This window comes from Rhodanobacter aciditrophus (assembly GCF_042679525.1).
Classification (GTDB): Bacteria; Pseudomonadota; Gammaproteobacteria; order Pseudomonadales; family Marinomonadaceae; genus Marinomonas; species Marinomonas aciditrophus.
On record NZ_JBHTMN010000003.1, the window covers coordinates 66,046 to 83,086 of the forward strand.

Genomic DNA, 17,041 nt, shown 5'->3' on the forward strand with positions numbered 1-17,041 from the left:
AATTGTCGACAATATTAGGTTTTACCATTGGATTGGCTGGTGGTTCCAATCCATGTAACTGGCCGTACCATCGATCTCAAGGTTATTCAGTAAGGCTAGTAGCTGACTGGCGACAAATTCAGGTGTAAACAATTTCCCCTCGGGGACAGAGCGTTGGAAAGGCTTTGAGAGAGGCGTATCTGTGGTGCCTGGGTGAAAGGCCAAGAGTTTGACATTTTTAGCCCGCCGCGCCAATTCAATGGAAAAGGTTTGCACGAGCATATTGAGTGCGGCTTTAGAAGCTCGATAACTGTACCAGCCCCCTAATTGATTGTCGGAAATACTGCCAATTCGAGCACTGAAAAGAGCAACTTTGCAGGGGGTGTCACTTTTTAGATGGGGGGTTAAATGGGTCAACCATAAGGTGGGGATCACGGTATTGCTATGGAGAATCTCCGTCAGTGCGGATTGGTTAATGTCTTCGATTCTGCGTTCCGGTTGCTTGTGCTCATCGTGCAGTACACCGTTGCAAATAATAACGCGACTTAGGGGAGCGGTCAGAGTGAGATCACGGCAAAGGGCAGCGATGTTGGCTTCTTGATAATCACAGGTCAGGGAAGTCACTGGACTTTGGAAGTCCTGCTGGGTGCGGCTGATGGCTATGATTTGAACCAAATCGGGATCTTTGGCAAGTTGTTGAATGATCGCCTGTGCAATCTTGCTGCTGGCTCCAATGATGATGGCGCTAGAACTCATAAGATCTTCTCCAAATATTAGGGAGATACGTAACCTGCCAATAACTGGATGTATCAGTCTTTGTTGCAAACGCCTTTTTCGCAGGGTTCACAGCGCTCTTGTCCGGTCAGCCAGCGGGAAATTGTGTAGCGGTGTTTTGCAAACAGCAAATAAAAACGATCAGCAAACCAGCGAATGATGGGCCAGCGCAACACTTTTAGCCATGGATGCTTGCCTACCGCTTGCCAAACGGAACAGTTTGCATCCAATCCTAATAGCAGAGTGCCGTCTTCTAACTGGGCGTGCAGGATTCGGTCTGCCGCTTGTTTATCTATGTGTGGGTACTCTTGCTCGAAATCCGACTGATGGATATCGACCAGTTTGAGTTGGTTTTTATTATTGTAGCGTCTTAATTGATCCATCTCTTTGACGCACAATGGGCAATAGCCGTCGTAGAAAAGGGTGATCATTTTTGACCTCTAATAACGTGGGTACAGCATCAACACATGTAAAGAACAAACGATTGCCGTGAGGGTAAAACGCATACTAGGGTAGAAACTGTTATCAGTGCGTAGAATTTTTAGCCAGCGAGCTTCCACCCAAAATAGGCTTACGTACCCCAATAACAATAACAGCAAGGATAATTGAGCTTGCTGCACTAGCAATGCCACCCAAGCCCCAAGGGTTATTAAATTGCTGCAAATGAGTAGAGCACGTCCCTTGGCTTGATAAGGCTGTTCTAGAACTTGTCCCCAAACCGCACCACTTAAAAAGCTCAGGATAATGGCACCATATGAGATGAATACTTTTTGCCCTAGCGTGGTCGCATGGAACCATTCCACGTGGTAAGCCACTAGGCTAGCGACAAAAGGTGCGAGTCCGAGAAAACCCAGCGTAGTGATCAGATACCGCGATGAAGTGCGCATGGTCATGCCTATGATGTGAAGGAGTGTGTAAACAATACGCATTATCCGCTAGGTTGGATTTCAATACATTAAAAAAAAACCGTATTCAGTAAAAATTATCCACCATTGAGAGAAATCGGGTCACGGAGTACAATGTCGAACTTATTTTTATAGGCTCCTTGCTAAGAGCTCGGCGTCTCCGAATCAACAAATTAAGGTGTGTTTAAAAAATGCCAGCTAAAACGATGGATGAACTCGTCTCCCTTTGTAAACGTCGCGGATTTATTTTCCAAGGCAGTGAAATTTACGGTGGTATGCAAGGGGCTTATGACTACGGTCCGCTGGGCATTGAATTAAAAAACAATCTTAAAGGCGCTTGGTGGCGTGCCATGGTCTATGACCGTGACGACGTAGAAGGTTTGGATGCTGCCATCATCCAAAACAAACACGTGTACAAATACTCCGGTCACGAAGACACGTTCACAGATCCAATGGTGGACTGTCACGAATGTAAGTCTCGTATGCGTGCCGACCACATGAAAGACATTAAAAAGTGTGACAACTGTGGCTCTGATAACGTGACTGAACCACGTGATTTCAATCTAATGTTTAAGACCAACGTTGGCCCAATGGTGAACGAAGACTCTTACACTTACCTTCGTCCAGAGACTGCACAGGGCATCTTTACTAACTTTAAAAACGTTGTGGACTCTACTTCCCGTGCTTTGCCTTTTGGTATCGCTCAGATTGGTAAGTCGTTCCGTAACGAAATTACACCGCGTAATTTCATCTTCCGTGTTCGTGAATTTGAACAAATGGAGCTGGAATTCTTCTGTAAGCCAGGGGAAGACGAGCAATGGCACGACACTTGGGTGAAACTGCGTAAACAGTGGTGGCTAGACCAAGGTTTGGCGGAAGAAAACATTGAATTTGAATACGTCACAGGTGATGACCTAGCGCACTATTCCAAAGCTACTGTGGATATCTTGTACAAGTTTCCACATGGTTTTGAAGAATTAGAAGGTGTTGCGAACCGTACTGACTACGACTTAGGTTCCCACACTAAGGCTCAGGATGAATTCGGCCTGTCAGCTAAAGTGAAGAAAAACGAACACTCTACGACTAAGCTAGCCGTTCGTGATCTAGAAGAGAACAAGATGGTCGTGCCATTCTGTATCGAGCCTTCTGCAGGTCTTGATCGTGGTGTGTTGGCGGTTTTGACTGAAGCCTTCACCGAAGAGCAACTAGACAATGGCTCTAGCCGTATCGTCTTGAAACTTAAGCCACACTTGGCGCCTATCAAGGTTGCTGTATTACCGCTTAAGAAGAACAAGCCAGAAATCGTTGAAGCCGCGAAGGGCATTAAAAACCGCCTACAAAAACTTGGCCTAGGTCGTATCCTGTACGAAAACACGGGTAACGTGGGTAAGGGTTACCGTCGCCATGACGAAGTAGGCACGCCGATCTGTATCACTGTAGACTTCGACACCATTGAACAAGAAGGCGCACCCGTGACCGTTCGTCACCGTGACACCATGGAACAAGAAGTGGTGAAAACCGCAGATCTGCCAAGCTTCATCTTGAACTACTTTATCAATCAAGACTAAGCCTTAAAGTTCTGGTTAATAAAAAACCGATGCCTTAATAAGCATCGGTTTTTTTGTATCCGGACGCCGCCCTAAATGGTTGAATCTTTAGTGGGGCTTATTGATATTGATTAAAAAAATCGCTGACATCCTGAACAATAGGCGCTTTGGTTGGCAAAAACCAAACAAGGCTCGACACCATATCTACATGACCCGTATCAGGGTAAGTTTTGGTCTCCACTTTGCCACCTTTGGCATTGATCTCTTGGCTAAGTAGGTCGATGTTGCGGCGTCCCACCAATTCGTCGTCTTCCCCCCAAAGCAGCAACATAGGCGGTTCATTACCTTGGATATAATGGGTCACGGTGATCTCTGGGAACTGTTCTTCTGGGCCAAACATATCAATCAGGTCGTCCTCTTCTGGCACAAAGTCATATGGGCCAGCTAAACCTGCAAAAGCATCGATAATGTCCGGCTCAAGTTGATGGGCATTGAGATATTCAGGGTCTGCCGTGACTAAGCCTGCGATGTGTGCCCCAGCGGAATGCCCCATGAGAAACAGCTTATCAGTATTGCCGAAGTAAGATTGAATGTTGTTAAACGTCCAAGCCACCGCCTGTGCGCCATCTTCCACGAAAGTTGGGAATTTAACTTCAGGGTATTTTCGATAATCTGGAATCACCACCACATAGCCTTGCTGGGCAAAGGTTTCCCCCACAAATTGGTACAATTCTTTGTTGCCATCGGTCCAGCGTCCACCGTAAAAGAACACTAATACTGGTCGTTGGTTATCCGCCGCAGCCTTTTCTGGGATGTAGATATCTAAAGATTGGTTCGCTTGATCACCATAGGTAACCTGAGTTACCCGTTCGGTATTGCTAAGTTTTGCAGGAAGATTTGCGATATCGACACCCACTTGGGTACACCCTGCCATGACAAAGGATGCCAAGGCGACTGCGGATTTTTTTAAGGTCATGGTCCATCTCTTTTAATAGGCTATGTGTAACCTACGTAGTAAATGGCAAAAGAGATGACAAGTGTTGGGAGAAGATCAAAAGATCACTGGGTGGTGGTGCCACCCAGTGATTGCAGGGGGGTTATTGGGTAGATTTTAATTCAAAAACCGCAAAGCCTTTGTCATTGATGGAATCAAAGCGCATAGAGCTGGCCGCTACGTCTTTCGCCTTAGGTGAGGTGGTAAAGAGAACCTTGGCCTGACCAAATGGGGCGAAGTGCCAATTATTATCTGCTGCTGGGTTAATCGTGGTTTGAGACAGCAGGTAATTGGCCACTACATCGCGGTTTTTATCCGGTGCATCAATGACAGTGGTAGAACCATCCAGATCTGGGAAATGACCGCCACCGGACGCGCGGTAGTTGTTAGTTACCACTAGGAAAGCTTGATCTGGTTGGACAGGTTTGCCATTAAACGTCACTTTGGTAATCCGGTGGGCTTCGGGGGCGACCAGTTCCCCATCTGCGTTATAGCGGTTTGGCTGGGTCACATCGATCTGGTAGTGGATGCCATCGATAACATCGAAGTTGTAGGTTGGGAAGCTGTCATTGATCAAGGCTTGAGGCGCAGATTGATTCGGATCAATTTGATTAAACTGACCGGCGGCGCGCTCCAGCCATTCCACAACTTGTGTCCCAGATAACTTAACGACTTTAACATCGTTCGGGTAAATGTAGAGATCGCTCACGTTTTTCAGGGCGATGTCACCCTTCGGCACATCTGTGTAATACTCTGGGCCACCACGACCACCTGCTTTAAACGGCGCTGCAGCAGATAAAATGGGCAGTCCTTCGTAGGAGGTGCCTCGAACGATGTTTTGTGTGTACCAGGTTTGCGCGTTGTTCACGATCTGAATAGAAGGATCGTCTTGTACCAAGGCAAAGAAACTATTGATATCCGCTGTGGATTCCCCCACCTTGCGACGCATGTAGGCTAGGGTGCCTTCATGCTCCGTATGGACTGCTTCGTTAATCGCGCTGTCTGCCTCCACTAATGGAATGGTCTCGCGGCCTTCACGCTTTGCGATGGCGCGTACCGCGCTGGTGCCACTTGTGACAGTCCAGTCGTCACCGTTTGATTCTAAGGTAAGATCGACCAATCCTAAATGTGATCCCCAGAATCCAGGCATGGTTGCAGGAACCCCGAAGACGGTGCCTGTGGCGTTATCGACCCCTTCGATGCCGTCTAATGACGAGTCCCCAGGAAATACTCGGTGGGAGTGACCAAACAGTATGGCGTTAATGCCTTCTACCTTCGCTAAGTGGTAAGTGGCGTTTTCTTCCCCTTGCTGATAATGACCTGTGTACATACCACTGTGTGGGATTGCTATGATCACGTCTGCACCATTTGCCTTCATTTCAGGTACGTACTTTTTGGCGCTTTCTATGATGTCTTTGGCGATCACCTTGCCGGTTAGATTGTCTTTATCCCAGGTCATAATTTGCGGGGGTACAAAGCCTATGTATCCCACATTTAGGGTGTGAGTTTGGCCGTCACGATCTGTCACTTGGGTCGGCTTGATTAAATAGGGTTGGAAATAAGGCTGGTCGTTACTGGCGTCTTGATCCCCATCGTCTAAATAGACGTTGGCGTTGATGTAAGGGAAGTTGGCCCCTGAGAGTGATTTCATTAAAAAGTCTAAGCCATAGTTAAACTCGTGGTTACCTATGTTGCCAACATCGTAATCCAGTAAATTCATGGCCTTGTAGGCTGGGTGTGTCTCCCCAAATCGCAAGGCACGCCCCTTAGCCACGTAATCACCAAGTGGGTTCCCCTGAAGTAAGTCTCCGTTATCTACTAATACAGAGTTGACGGATTCGGCGCGAGCTTGCTTGATCAGTGTCGCCACCCGAGACAAGCCGACTTTATCGCTTTGCTTATCAGCATAGTAGTCATAATCGGCAAGGTGCATGTGAATGTCAGTGGTTTCTAAAATGCGTAAATCGACCGTTGCCGCATGTAAGGCGCTGGCACAAGCCAAAGAAGTTCCCAGTAGTATTTGTCGTGTGAAAGTCCACGTCATGAAAAAGCTCCAAGTTCCTATTGTGATGTTGTGCTTTGAGTGTATCTTGACCTTTAAGTCAGAAATAGGCTGAATCGCAATTTTATTTGTCTAAGATGACGTTTGTGTCTCATGGGGTAGAGTGAAATTAAAATGTGTAACTGATTGGGATATTTCACATGTCCCTTGGTTATAGCGGTGAAATGCGCATAATTTCAGCCAAAGTATTTTTAAGGAAGTCCTATGAATTCGGTTATTGATCTTCTCACTGCCCATCGATCCATTCGAAAATTCACCGATCAGCCTCTGCCAGAAGGGTTATTAGAGACCTTGATAACGTCTGGGCAAGGAGCGTCGACGAGTAATCACGTGCAAGCTTGTTCCGTCATTCGTGTTACTCGCCCTGACAACCGGGAAGCTTTGATGGGGCTGGCTGGTAATCAAGCATACATTCAAGCAGCCCCAGAGTTTTTAGTATTTTGCGCTGATATGAAGCGCAACATAGACGCGGCGGAGCGCACTGGTGTCGAAGCCGTGCGAGGGATGACAGAGCAACTATTAGTGGCCACCATTGATGTGGCGCTGTTTGCCCAAAATGTCGCCATTGCTGCGGAATCGGAAGGACTCGGCTTGTGTTACATCGGTGGTATCCGTAACAACCCAGAACAAATCAGTGAACTTTTAAAGCTCCCTAAACATGTCTACCCAGTCTTTGGCATGTGTATTGGCTACCCCGATCAAGATCCAGAAGTGAAGCCCCGTTTGCCTCTTTCTACTGTGTTAAAACAAGACGTTTACACTGAGGAAAATGACGAAGCCATCGTGGAACAATACGACCAAACTATGAGCGATTATTACCAACAACGTACGGGTGGGAATAAAGACTCAAATTGGTCAAAAGGCATGGCGCCTATGTTTTCCGGAAAACTCCGTCCACACATGCGAGAATTCCTCATCAAGCAAGGATTCGAACTCAAGTAATCTACTGAATTGTCAGTGAGTTAGGGAGCGGATTAATTGCCATAAAGTTCGCCATCTAGCTTGGCAAAAGATGGCTCTCTGGCTATAATGGGCGCCGTTTTTGGCCCCATAGCTCAGTTGGTTAGAGCATCCGACTCATAATCGGCAGGTCCCCTGTTCAAGTCAGGGTGGGGCCACCATATAAGAAAGCCCCAGTAGGTTAGTTCCTACTGGGGCTTTTTTGTTTTAAAGAGCGCTCTTTGTTTATTAAAGCTTTTAGACTTTAAACTCTTCTATGGCCTTTTTAATGTTATCAGATAGGGCTGATAGGTGTTGTGACGCTTCGTTTGCATCCTTGATGACGGTCTTGGTTGAGCCCGCTTTATCTTGCACGATTTGGATGTTCTGATTGATTTTCTCCGATACGGTAGCCTGTTCTTCGGTCGCTGCGGCGACGTTAGCGGCGGCATCAATCAAGGCGTTGGCGCTGCTCAATACATGATTAAGCACTTCCACTGTTTCTAGAGCGGCGGTGCGACCATTTAGGGCCAAGTTGTTACACTGTTGTAAACGCTGCACAGTATCTGATGTAGCCGATTGTAGTTTGCTGATGGTCTGCTGAATCTGCTCTGTGCTGTTATGGGTGCGATTTGCAAGGGCTCGAACTTCGTCGGCTACAACGGCAAACCCTCGACCTTGCTCCCCAGCCCGAGCCGCTTCGATGGCTGCATTCAGTGCGAGAAGATTGGTCTGTTCAGCAATGCCTTGAATAACATCCAGTATCGAGACGATTTCTTTGCCAAGACTTTCGAGGCGCGATAGATCCGCTACGCTGTTTTCTACTTCATCCGCGAGGGCCACGATGTTGCCTGACATGGTTTCAGATTGGCGGCTGCCGTTTTGTGCTTGCTCAGTAATCTTGCTGGCCAGATCATGAGAAGACGACGCTTGTTGGGCAATTTCAGACACACTGCCGACCATCTCGCTCATGGCTGTAGCCGCTAATGCAATTTGCTCTGACTGCTGTTCTACGTTTTCGCTCACTTGATTGGCCACGTTAGCCGATTGTGTCGAGGCTTGTTGCATGGTGCCAATGCCTCCAGCAAGTTGCTTAATGGTTTTTGCAACCCCATCGAGCAGTTCGTTGACGCTGTTGGCAGCTTGCCCTAATTCATCATTACGGTTGAGTGCGATCCTATGTGCTAAGTCTTTGTGAGTCGTAATGTGATGAAGCTCTTTACTGATATAGAGAATGGGGCGTGCTAAACGGCGTCCCGTAAACAGGCCAATGAAGACAGCCAAGACAATGATGGCGACTAACGTGATGGTGGATATTAATAAGGTTCTATCGATCAATTGCTGACTAGCAAAGTCGGCTTCTTGTTTGCTTAAATCCGCTACTACCTGCCAATTCTGTCCGAACACAGACAAAGGGCGGAATGATGTGTAGGTGCTTTTACCCAGGTAGTTAGAGGTTTCAGCAAAATCGCTGCTTTGATCTGTTAACGCTGTCGCCACAGTGGGGCTGACATGCAACAACCCTGTAGTGTGCCCAGCTAAAATCTGTTTGGTTTGGCTTTGTTCAAGTTGTAAATCACTTACGTCCTGCTGGAAGCTATTGGGAGCTTCTATGAACTCTCGACTGCCTGTTCGTAAGCTACCGTCTGGCCCGACAAGGTACACTTCACCGGTTGTGCCTAAGCCAACTTCTTTCCAACGTTGATTATACGTCATGAGCTGATCGACAGATTGGCGATCCATTTGAAATACCAAAACCCCAATCAGTTGATCAATATTGTAAATAGGAGAGGCAATAAACGCAGCAGAGGATTCGTAGCTAGGTGTGAACATGCTGAAGTCGGCAAATGCCACTTGGCCCTTTTCCAGTTGCAAAGCGGATTGATACGCCTTTGCTAGCCCTGATTCACTAAAGGGCCCTGAGGTTAATGAGGTACCGAAGGCAATATTCTTAGTGACGGAATAGGTCACGTAGTCATTTCCTGAGTCAACAATATAGATGTCACCGACCCCGAGATTTTCCCGAAGCTTTCGCAGCTCCACATGGGCGGCTTTATGACTCATGTTGTACATGGAGTATTCTTGGCTTTCCAACAAACTCGATTTTTGATCCATTGGGTTAGGGTTATCGGCAATGTAGAGAAATTGCCAAAACCGAGCGATTGGGTCTAATTGTTCTAGCAATTCCATTGGATCAGTGGCGAGGGCGCCTGCTTGCTCAGCGTAATAGGGGCTGTAGGTGCTCTGATACCAATTTTTCAGAGCTGAATCTTGTTCAGGGGTTGGCTCTACCAGCTCGAAAGAGTAGTGAATATTTTTAGTATTAGAGATGACGGCTGGGCTGGAGGCCCATTGCTCAAGCTGTTGCTCCAAGGATTGGAAGTAATGGGTCACTTCACTGGCTTTGGTTTCTTTAATGGAAGCCAGTTGGTTAGTGACGCTTTGAAGCGACGCTGTGCCAATGGAGTTGATACTCAGGGTTGCTAGAATCAGCATAATAGCCAAGGCAGCAATCCCGGAAGTGGTGACCATACTTACGGATATACGAGTAGAAATATTCATCTCTGACTCCAAGTTAAACGATTTGTTATTTTTATTACTCAGAATCCGAGTAGGACTCTGGGTGACCGTTTTCTAATTGTAGTGTCGTCTAAACTTCTTTTCCTAGGCAATATAGATCCCGAAGATAAGCAGCAAATTGTGTTTTTTCTATCATTATGCTTCTGTCAGTATGATCTAAAAATTCGCCAGTATGTGTGTTATTGGGCAGTTTTTGAGTGTGTCGCCGGTATCTTCAGCTCATCATTGTCTTCGCCTTAGTTGTAGGGCGATCTATGCCCCAAAGTCTGAAGGGGGGGGATTCTTATAGTCATGGATTTATGGGTAAAAAATCCTTCTAATTATTTGCCGTACCTCTAGGCATGATCCATTCTTTATAGCTAGGTATTTATACATAAGGAGATGGTATTGTGCTGAAGAATCTAAAAGTCGCCCACGCTATTGCGCTGGTTGGGGCTCTTCCTTTAATTCTAGTGGCCGTTTTGGCTGTATCTTATGGCTCAGTTTTGCTTGATAACATCCATGATGCGAGACGGGGCAATGATGTGGTTTTGTTGTCTAACAGGTTAGACGCGGTAGCTCATAATTTTGCAGTGGAGCGCGGTCTTACCGCTGGCTTTTTAGGATCGGGTGGCGCTCAAGGCAAAGAGGCTGTAGCCAAACAAAGACTCAAAGCGGACGCGGCCAGTCAGGGGTTAAAAAGTCTTTCTCCTACAGACTTTGAAGAACTCTCACCAGAAACCTTAGAGAGTTTACTGGCACCAGTGTTGAAGGATTTAGAGCGTGTGAGTGACGTCCGTACCAAGGTTGATGCACTGGCATCAGATAATGGCGCATTTGTGTTTTATTCTGCTTTAAATGATAAGGCGCTCCATACGGTGCAAAAAGCCATTACTTTATTGCGCACCCAGACGACAGTACAGTCGCTTTCCGCTCGTTTGGGCTTGCTATGGATGAAAGAGCGTATTGGGCAATACCGTGGTGCATTAAATGGTGCCTTCAGTGCTGGGGCCATTACCGAGCGACGTTTTGTACAAATAAATGGCTTTATCGATAATGAAAAGGTTTGGGAAGCTTACTTCAAAGATGTGGCATCATCTGATCAAAAAGCACAGCTAGGTGCTGTTAAGCAGAGTGCAACATGGCAAAAAGTAAACCAAGCTCTCAATGCATTTCAGTCAACTCCAGATTTGAGCCAGCTCTCTGGTCCTAGTAATTGGTTTGAGATGGCGACAGCCCGTATCGGTTTGGTGAAGGGCGTTTCAGATCAGATTGCATCAAATACTCAAGCCTATGTTGAGACTCTTAAATCCCAAACCTTAAGCATCTTTATAAGCGTGGTTATTGGCATCACTTTAGTTATGGTTGCAGTGCTAGCCTTGATGCGAATCGTGATTCGTTCCGTTTCCTCGAGAGTGTCTGCGGTGCAAGAGGCCATAGAGGCCGTAGGGCTTAAAAAAGACTTTACCGTGCAACTGGATGCCAGATCGAGTGATGAGATTGGTGTCATTATGCAAGTATTGAATGAACATCTAACTCATTTATCTCAAACTTTTGCCATGTTGGTGGGTAAATCTGAGGAATCTAAATCCAGTATGACGAGCTTGATCAGTCAGTCCCGCACCGTATTAGAGGAGTCCCAAGATCAATCATCCCGCACAGACCAGATTGCTGCAGCGGTGGAAGAGATGTCCCTTACCAGTGGTACCATTTCCTCGGATATGCAGGATGCTGCAAAGGAAACGGAAGTGATTCAAAAACGTGCTGCCGAAGGTCGCTCTGGCATGTTGGCGATTCAAGGGGCCATCAGTAATCTGAACAACGAGGTCCGTGGGGGCTATGATTCAGTGCAGCAGGTCACCGGACAGACAGAGCAGATCGGCTCGATTCTGCAAACCATTGAGTCCATTGCCGAACAAACCAATTTACTCGCATTAAATGCTGCCATTGAGGCGGCACGGGCTGGTGAGCAAGGTCGCGGTTTTGCTGTCGTTGCCGATGAGGTGCGTAGTCTTGCCCAGCGAACTCAAGACTCAACGGAAGAAATTCGTTCGATGATAGAAGCGTTAATCGCGTCTGGCCAAAGTGCACTATCCTCCATGGAGAGTTGCTCGAACATGGCGGTACAAAGTGCCTCAGAGGTCTCGAACAATGCCGAGATGCTTGAGTCGCTGTTTGCCTCAATTGAAAGTATCAATATGACCATAGAGCGGGTGGCGACGGCGGCGGAAGAGCAGTCTCAAGTGTCTGAAGATATTAACCAAAATGTCCAACAGGTACGTGATCGCTCAAGTCATATTATGGATTCGGTGACGACTACGGCAGATGAAGCCAAAGAAACGCAACGTCGTTTTGATCAAGTAGTCGCGGAGTTGTCTTCCTACAAACTTCGCAGCTAAGTGCTTGACTTATAAAAGCAAAAACCGCTCTTGGAGCGGTTTATGTCATTTATAACGTGATCAAGTTACTTCTTTTTGGCTTTCGCAAAGGGATTGCTGCGTAACCCTGGGCCTTTGGTCACATCTGGAGGGGGTAACTCAACTTTAGGCTTTTTGCCTTTGCCTTTTGCTTGAGTAACAGTGGTGTCTTTCGCTTTTGCTTTGCCTGACTTCTGGCTACGGGGGTGGGAATCGGGAACCCGATGTTCCGCTTCAAATCCGGGAATTTCTTTACGGGAAATACGCTGATTGAGTAAGGCTTCGATGGATCGTAATGCCTCGATTTCGTCGGCACAGACCAAGGATACGGCACGACCTTCTTGCCCAGCACGCCCTGTACGACCAATGCGGTGGATGTAGTCTTCGGCAACATGGGGAAGACTTACGTTAATGACGACAGGTAGCTCAGCAATATCGAGACCGCGCGCGGCAACATCGGTAGCGATTAAATAAGTCAGTGTGCCGTCACGGAAGGCTTTAAGTGTGGCAAGACGAGCGTACTGCTGCTTATCCCCATGCATGGCTGCGGCGTTGTAACCCTCAGCAATCAGGATGTCTGTTAGCTCATCCGCTTCCCGTTTGGTTTTAACGAAGATCAAGGCTTGGGCCCAATGTTGGCGTTGCAAAAGCTCCGTTAATAGCTCAGGTTTACGTGCTTTATCAACAGGGTATACCTGATGGCGTACTGTGGTTGCGACCTTGTTGCTGTGTTTAACCGCCACTTCTTCTGGGTCATTAAGCCATACCTTGGCTAGGGTTTTCACGGCGTCAGAGTAGGTCGCTGAAAACATCAAGGTTTGGCGAGCTTTAGGCAGTGCGGCTAACAGGGCATTAAGAGATTCCTCAAAGCCCAGATCTAACATACGGTCTGCTTCGTCTAAAACAAGGTATTCCAGCTCATCGAACTTTACTTCCCCTTGGTTAAATAGGTCCAGCAAGCGCCCAGGTGTCGCCACAAGAATGTCGGTGCCCCGTTTCAATCCATTGATCTGTGGATGGGCTTTGACGCCCCCATAGATGATTTGGCTGCGCAACCCTAATCCTTGGCTATAGCTGCGAACGCTTTCACCAATTTGGCTGGCCAACTCTCGAGTAGGTGCCAATATTAAACTACGTACTTGGTAGGCGCTAGCGCGTTCTCTACCTAATAATTTGGCGAGAATGGGCAAGGTAAAGGCGGCGGTCTTTCCTGTGCCTGTTTGCGCCGCGGCCATGGCATCTTTACCGGTTAGAATCAGCGGAATTGCCTTGTCTTGGATCGGCGTCGGTTGGTGGTAGCCAAGGGCGTCGAGAGTGCTCAGAAGCGGCGCGGGTAGGCCAAGTTTTGCAAAGGTCATAATGGTTCAAACATGAGAATGAATGGCTGGATGGAGCGCCTCAACAGCGCTGAACATCCACTGAAACTTTGATGTTTTGTGAGTCGCCACCATCAAAAATAACCCCTTGAAGTGGGGTGACATCACTGTAATCACGGCCCCAAGCGGTGACAATGTGCTGGTCGCTCGGCATCAAGTCATTGGTTGGGTCGAATTCTACCCAGCCCATCTCTGGGATGTAAATGGCAAACCAAGCATGGGACGCATCAGCACCCACGAGCTTTTCTTGTCCCGGAGGGGGGAGGGTTTCCAAATAGCCGCTGATGTAGCGAGCAGGTAATCCTACGGACCGAATGCAGGCAATGGCCAGATGAGCAAAGTCCTGACACACACCGCGTTTTTCCTTGAGTACTTGATCCACTGGTGTACTGACACTGGTGGCCGTTGGGTCAAAGGTGAACTCGTTGAAAATCTTATGGGTGAAGTCCAACGCCGCTTGCAATACGGGCACATGATCGGCAAAAGTGTCTTGGGCAAACGCCGCCAATTCTGCTGTACGAGGAATTAAAGGCGAGTTGAGTAAATACTCTTTTACCATTCTCAGCTCTGGTGTCCCTGCGTCGGTGAGTAACTGACGCAGTTCTCCACAGGTGATGGACCCTAGCGTTAATTGATTGGCCAGCTCAAGGGGCGTTACCTCGTACAAGCATTCCACGTCGATGGTGAGCTTTTTGTGGGGCTCTTGAATGGAAAAATAATAGGTGGGATTACCGAAGTAATCCGTCCCTTCTGTTTGATAAATTGGCATTGGCGTGACATGCAGGCGACGACTCAGACAGGTTTGATTACCAGTATCTCGAGGGAGAAGGTGAGCCATGTTGTAGCATAGGGTCACGGGGGCACCGTAAACGTATTCTGTCAGATGTCGAACGCGGTATCTCATACGTCATTTTTCCATTTAGATTTGATCAACTGCTGTGGGCCAGCAGTATGATCAAAATACTTATCACTGATGATGGTCGTCAGTTGCTCCAGCTGGTCTGTGATCTGTGTCATGAGATCCTCTAGGGCTTGACGAGACTGTGTGGTCTCATCGATCTGTGCCAAAGACTCTAGGTCCGCTAATTGGATATCGTTTAATGACTTGATGATTAAACGGTTTTCAGGGGACAGTCCTAAGCTCGCTTGCTGGGAATGGGGCAGTTCATTTAGATACTTACGCAGTTGCTCCACTTGGTAAATAAGAGAGCGTGGGTTCGTGCGGTCGATCATCAACAGATCCAAACCAAATGAAACACGAGCTTGGGTGCGGTACCTGCGTCGGAAGGAGATCAGGGCTTCGACGCTCAATAGCACGGACTCCAAAATCTGCTGTTGTTGCAGGCTTGGCAAAGGTTGGCTTAGGGTGGCTTTCAGTAACTTGGCTGTGAGCAAAGCGCGCTCTGTACGGCGACCAATTTCTTGGAACATCCAGTCCATGCCACGTAGCATGCTTTCGTGATTCAATCCTGACAGGGCTAACAAGGTGGTCACCAAGCTGTCTAGGGACTCTTCCGGTACTGATGGCAAGCCATTGATGTAGGCGCGCTCTAAGCTATGAATATGATCCCGCAGTTCGTTCAAAATGATGCGAGTGTCAGCCGACAGCATTTCCTTCACTTGTTCACCGCAGGAGAGCATCAATTGTAAGTTGGATTTGATGCTTCCTGTTCGCTGTTCATCAATCACCAGCGAAGCCAGCTCATTACTTGGGTTTTGAATCAGCTCATCATTATCTTGGAAGCCCGGTAAGCAACCAGTGATCTCTGATAAGGCTGACAGCAGTATTTCACGACTTTCGGTAGGGAAGTGATCAATACCGTTTAATTGCTTAAAGGTGGTACGCATCAAACGCAAACTCATTTCCGCTCGCTCTGCGTACCGACCAAACCAAAAGAGGTTCTCGATGACGCGACTTGGCAAGTTAGTGACTTGAGCTTGAATGGTTTGCAAGCTGCTCACGCTGATGTCTTGATTCAACTCGGGTTCATCACTCAGTACCCAAGTATCTTTGCTACGGGAGCCTGATAGCTTAGTCACTATGGACTCGACAGAAGAGTCCGCTACTCGAGTTAACCCTCCTGGCATCACGCAATAGCCTTCTTCACTGGCAACCGTGAAGGCGCGCAGGATACAAGGGCGTGCTCTGAGTGTTTCGTTTTCCCAGATTGGGGTATGAGACCCAGGGATGTAGCTTTGAGCCACATAGGCAGCTGGATTTCTGAGAATGGTTTCTTTGGCGTTTTTAAGTCCCTCTAGATCAAGACTGTGACCATAGATACTTTGACTGTTTACGCCGCGAAACGCAGGTTTGATGATCCAGTCTTTGAGATTATCTAATACGAGCGCTAAGTCATTTGGATTACCGCACCATTTGGACGTGACCGATGGCAGCATCAAGGTCTCGTTCATTAAGAATTCGCTAATCTGTGGTAAGAAAGACAACAACGCAGGGGTCTCTAAAATCCCTGAACCGAGTGGGTTGGCAATGACCACGTTCCCTTGTCGTGCCACCTCTAATAAACCTGGCACCCCCAGCATGGAGTCGGAGCGCAGTTCCGCTTGGTCACAGAAGGCATCGTCCATACGACGCACGATGACGTCCACCTGTGATAAGCCTGCCAGAGATTTCATCCATACCTTGCCATTACGAATGGTCAGGTCGCCCCCTTGCACCAATGGGTAACCCAAATGGTTGGCCAGATAGGCATGTTCAAAATAGGTGCTGCTGTATGCGCCTGGCGTTAGTACCACTATGCGTGGCGCATCGGTAATGCGATTGGCTAAATTAGATAAGGTGTCGCGGATCGTTTGGAAAAAACGCGCCAAACGCAAGGTATGACTGTCGCGGAATAGGCTTGGTAGCACCCGTGAGACAACGGTTCGGTTTTCTAACGCGTAGCCCGCACCACTGGGAGCTTGGGTGCGATCGCCAATGGCTACAAATTGTCCTGCTTGATCCCGAACTAAATCTACCGCGTGAAACGTTAGGTGTTTGACCCCTGGTAAATCTATCCCATGGCAACGGCGTAGGAAGCCAGGATGACTAAGAATAATTTCAGACGGCACTATGCCTTCTTTAAGAAGACGTTGTTCGCCGTAGAGGTCCTTGTAGATAAGGTCGAATAGGGTGGAGCGTTGCGCTAAGGCAAGCTCCAATGTTTGCCATTCAGCCGCAGAAATGGTGTTTGGCAATATGTCCAAAGCCCATACGTTAGGCGAAAGCGGATCATTTTTTAAATTATAGGTGGCGCCGTCGTCCCGAAGAATTCGTTGGGCGCGACGGTGCCGGTCCTGCATCCCTTCAGTTCCCAAACCTTTAATACACTCCAGAATAGCTTGCCATTGAGGGCGAGCCATTCTGTTGAGATCAAAGGCTTCATCGTACGCTCCATTCGGTTGTTCGTAAGGAGACGCAAGCAGCGACTCAGAGGTCGCTGCAATAGGGGTGGAAACAGTGCTGTTCATGGTTTGCTAAGTTCTAGTGTC

Annotated in this window: 12 protein-coding genes and 1 tRNA gene; 4 read left to right on the forward strand and 9 right to left on the reverse strand. The window is 47.8% G+C overall.

Features of this window, described 5'->3' with window-relative positions; genetic code table 11:
* Nucleotides 1–21: 21 nt before the first annotated feature.
* The 3 genes from ACFQ45_RS01035 to ACFQ45_RS01045 are packed head-to-tail and all read right to left on the reverse strand — an operon-like array spanning nucleotide 22 to nucleotide 1,640.
* The gene (locus ACFQ45_RS01035) at nucleotides 22–735 is read right to left on the reverse strand and encodes an SDR family NAD(P)-dependent oxidoreductase (protein WP_377364428.1); all 714 of its coding nucleotides are present in this window, start codon (nucleotides 733–735) and stop codon (nucleotides 22–24) included.
* 53 nt (nucleotides 736–788) lie between these two features.
* Entirely contained in the window at nucleotides 789–1,184 is a 396-nt protein-coding gene (locus ACFQ45_RS01040; RefSeq protein WP_377364430.1) for a thiol-disulfide oxidoreductase DCC family protein, read from the reverse strand.
* A gap of 9 nt (nucleotides 1,185–1,193) precedes the next feature.
* Nucleotides 1,194–1,640 (reverse strand): DUF3429 domain-containing protein, encoded by a 447-nt coding sequence (locus ACFQ45_RS01045; protein WP_377364432.1) that lies wholly within the window; start codon nucleotides 1,638–1,640, stop codon nucleotides 1,194–1,196.
* A gap of 209 nt (nucleotides 1,641–1,849) precedes the next feature.
* Between ACFQ45_RS01045 and ACFQ45_RS01050 the strand changes: the two genes are divergently transcribed.
* Nucleotides 1,850–3,226 carry a glycine--tRNA ligase gene (locus tag ACFQ45_RS01050; RefSeq protein ID WP_377364434.1) on the forward strand — a complete coding sequence of 459 codons (1,377 nt, stop codon included), beginning with the start codon at nucleotides 1,850–1,852 and terminating at the stop codon, nucleotides 3,224–3,226.
* A 97-nt stretch (nucleotides 3,227–3,323) separates the two neighbouring features.
* Here the strand turns inward: ACFQ45_RS01050 and ACFQ45_RS01055 are convergent, their stop codons facing one another.
* Together ACFQ45_RS01055 and ACFQ45_RS01060 are read right to left on the reverse strand one after the other, a co-directional pair.
* Nucleotides 3,324–4,181: an alpha/beta hydrolase gene (locus ACFQ45_RS01055; RefSeq protein WP_377364436.1), complete on the reverse strand. Its 858-nt coding sequence runs from the start codon at nucleotides 4,179–4,181 to the stop codon at nucleotides 3,324–3,326.
* Between the two features lie 121 nt (nucleotides 4,182–4,302).
* Nucleotides 4,303–6,243 carry a bifunctional 2',3'-cyclic-nucleotide 2'-phosphodiesterase/3'-nucleotidase gene (locus ACFQ45_RS01060; RefSeq protein ID WP_377364438.1) on the reverse strand — a complete coding sequence of 647 codons (1,941 nt, stop codon included), beginning with the start codon at nucleotides 6,241–6,243 and terminating at the stop codon, nucleotides 4,303–4,305.
* Between the two features lie 222 nt (nucleotides 6,244–6,465).
* Between ACFQ45_RS01060 and nfsA the strand changes: the two genes are divergently transcribed.
* Together nfsA and ACFQ45_RS01070 are read left to right on the forward strand one after the other, a co-directional pair.
* The gene (nfsA, locus tag ACFQ45_RS01065) at nucleotides 6,466–7,203 is read left to right on the forward strand and encodes an oxygen-insensitive NADPH nitroreductase (RefSeq protein WP_377364440.1); all 738 of its coding nucleotides are present in this window, start codon (nucleotides 6,466–6,468) and stop codon (nucleotides 7,201–7,203) included.
* 102 nt (nucleotides 7,204–7,305) lie between these two features.
* Nucleotides 7,306–7,382, forward strand: a tRNA-Ile gene (locus ACFQ45_RS01070).
* Between the two features lie 76 nt (nucleotides 7,383–7,458).
* On the opposite strand, the gene ACFQ45_RS01075 is transcribed toward ACFQ45_RS01070, so the two are convergent.
* Nucleotides 7,459–9,762: a methyl-accepting chemotaxis protein gene (locus ACFQ45_RS01075; RefSeq protein WP_377364442.1), complete on the reverse strand. Its 2,304-nt coding sequence runs from the start codon at nucleotides 9,760–9,762 to the stop codon at nucleotides 7,459–7,461.
* 407 nt (nucleotides 9,763–10,169) lie between these two features.
* Here ACFQ45_RS01075 and ACFQ45_RS01080 point away from each other — a divergent pair, with 407 nt between their 5' ends.
* Entirely contained in the window at nucleotides 10,170–12,158 is a 1,989-nt protein-coding gene (locus ACFQ45_RS01080) for a methyl-accepting chemotaxis protein (protein WP_377364444.1), read from the forward strand.
* A 65-nt stretch (nucleotides 12,159–12,223) separates the two neighbouring features.
* Here the strand turns inward: ACFQ45_RS01080 and ACFQ45_RS01085 are convergent, their stop codons facing one another.
* The 3 genes from ACFQ45_RS01085 to ACFQ45_RS01095 are packed head-to-tail and all read right to left on the reverse strand — an operon-like array spanning nucleotide 12,224 to nucleotide 17,020.
* Entirely contained in the window at nucleotides 12,224–13,534 is a 1,311-nt protein-coding gene (locus ACFQ45_RS01085; RefSeq protein WP_377364446.1) for a DEAD/DEAH box helicase, read from the reverse strand.
* 40 nt (nucleotides 13,535–13,574) lie between these two features.
* Entirely contained in the window at nucleotides 13,575–14,456 is an 882-nt protein-coding gene (locus tag ACFQ45_RS01090; protein ID WP_377364448.1) for a transglutaminase family protein, read from the reverse strand.
* Nucleotides 14,453–17,020 carry a circularly permuted type 2 ATP-grasp protein gene (locus ACFQ45_RS01095; RefSeq protein WP_377364450.1) on the reverse strand — a complete coding sequence of 856 codons (2,568 nt, stop codon included), beginning with the start codon at nucleotides 17,018–17,020 and terminating at the stop codon, nucleotides 14,453–14,455. Before ACFQ45_RS01095 ends, ACFQ45_RS01090 begins: the two co-directional genes overlap by 4 nt.
* Between the last annotated feature and the right edge of the window lie 21 nt (nucleotides 17,021–17,041).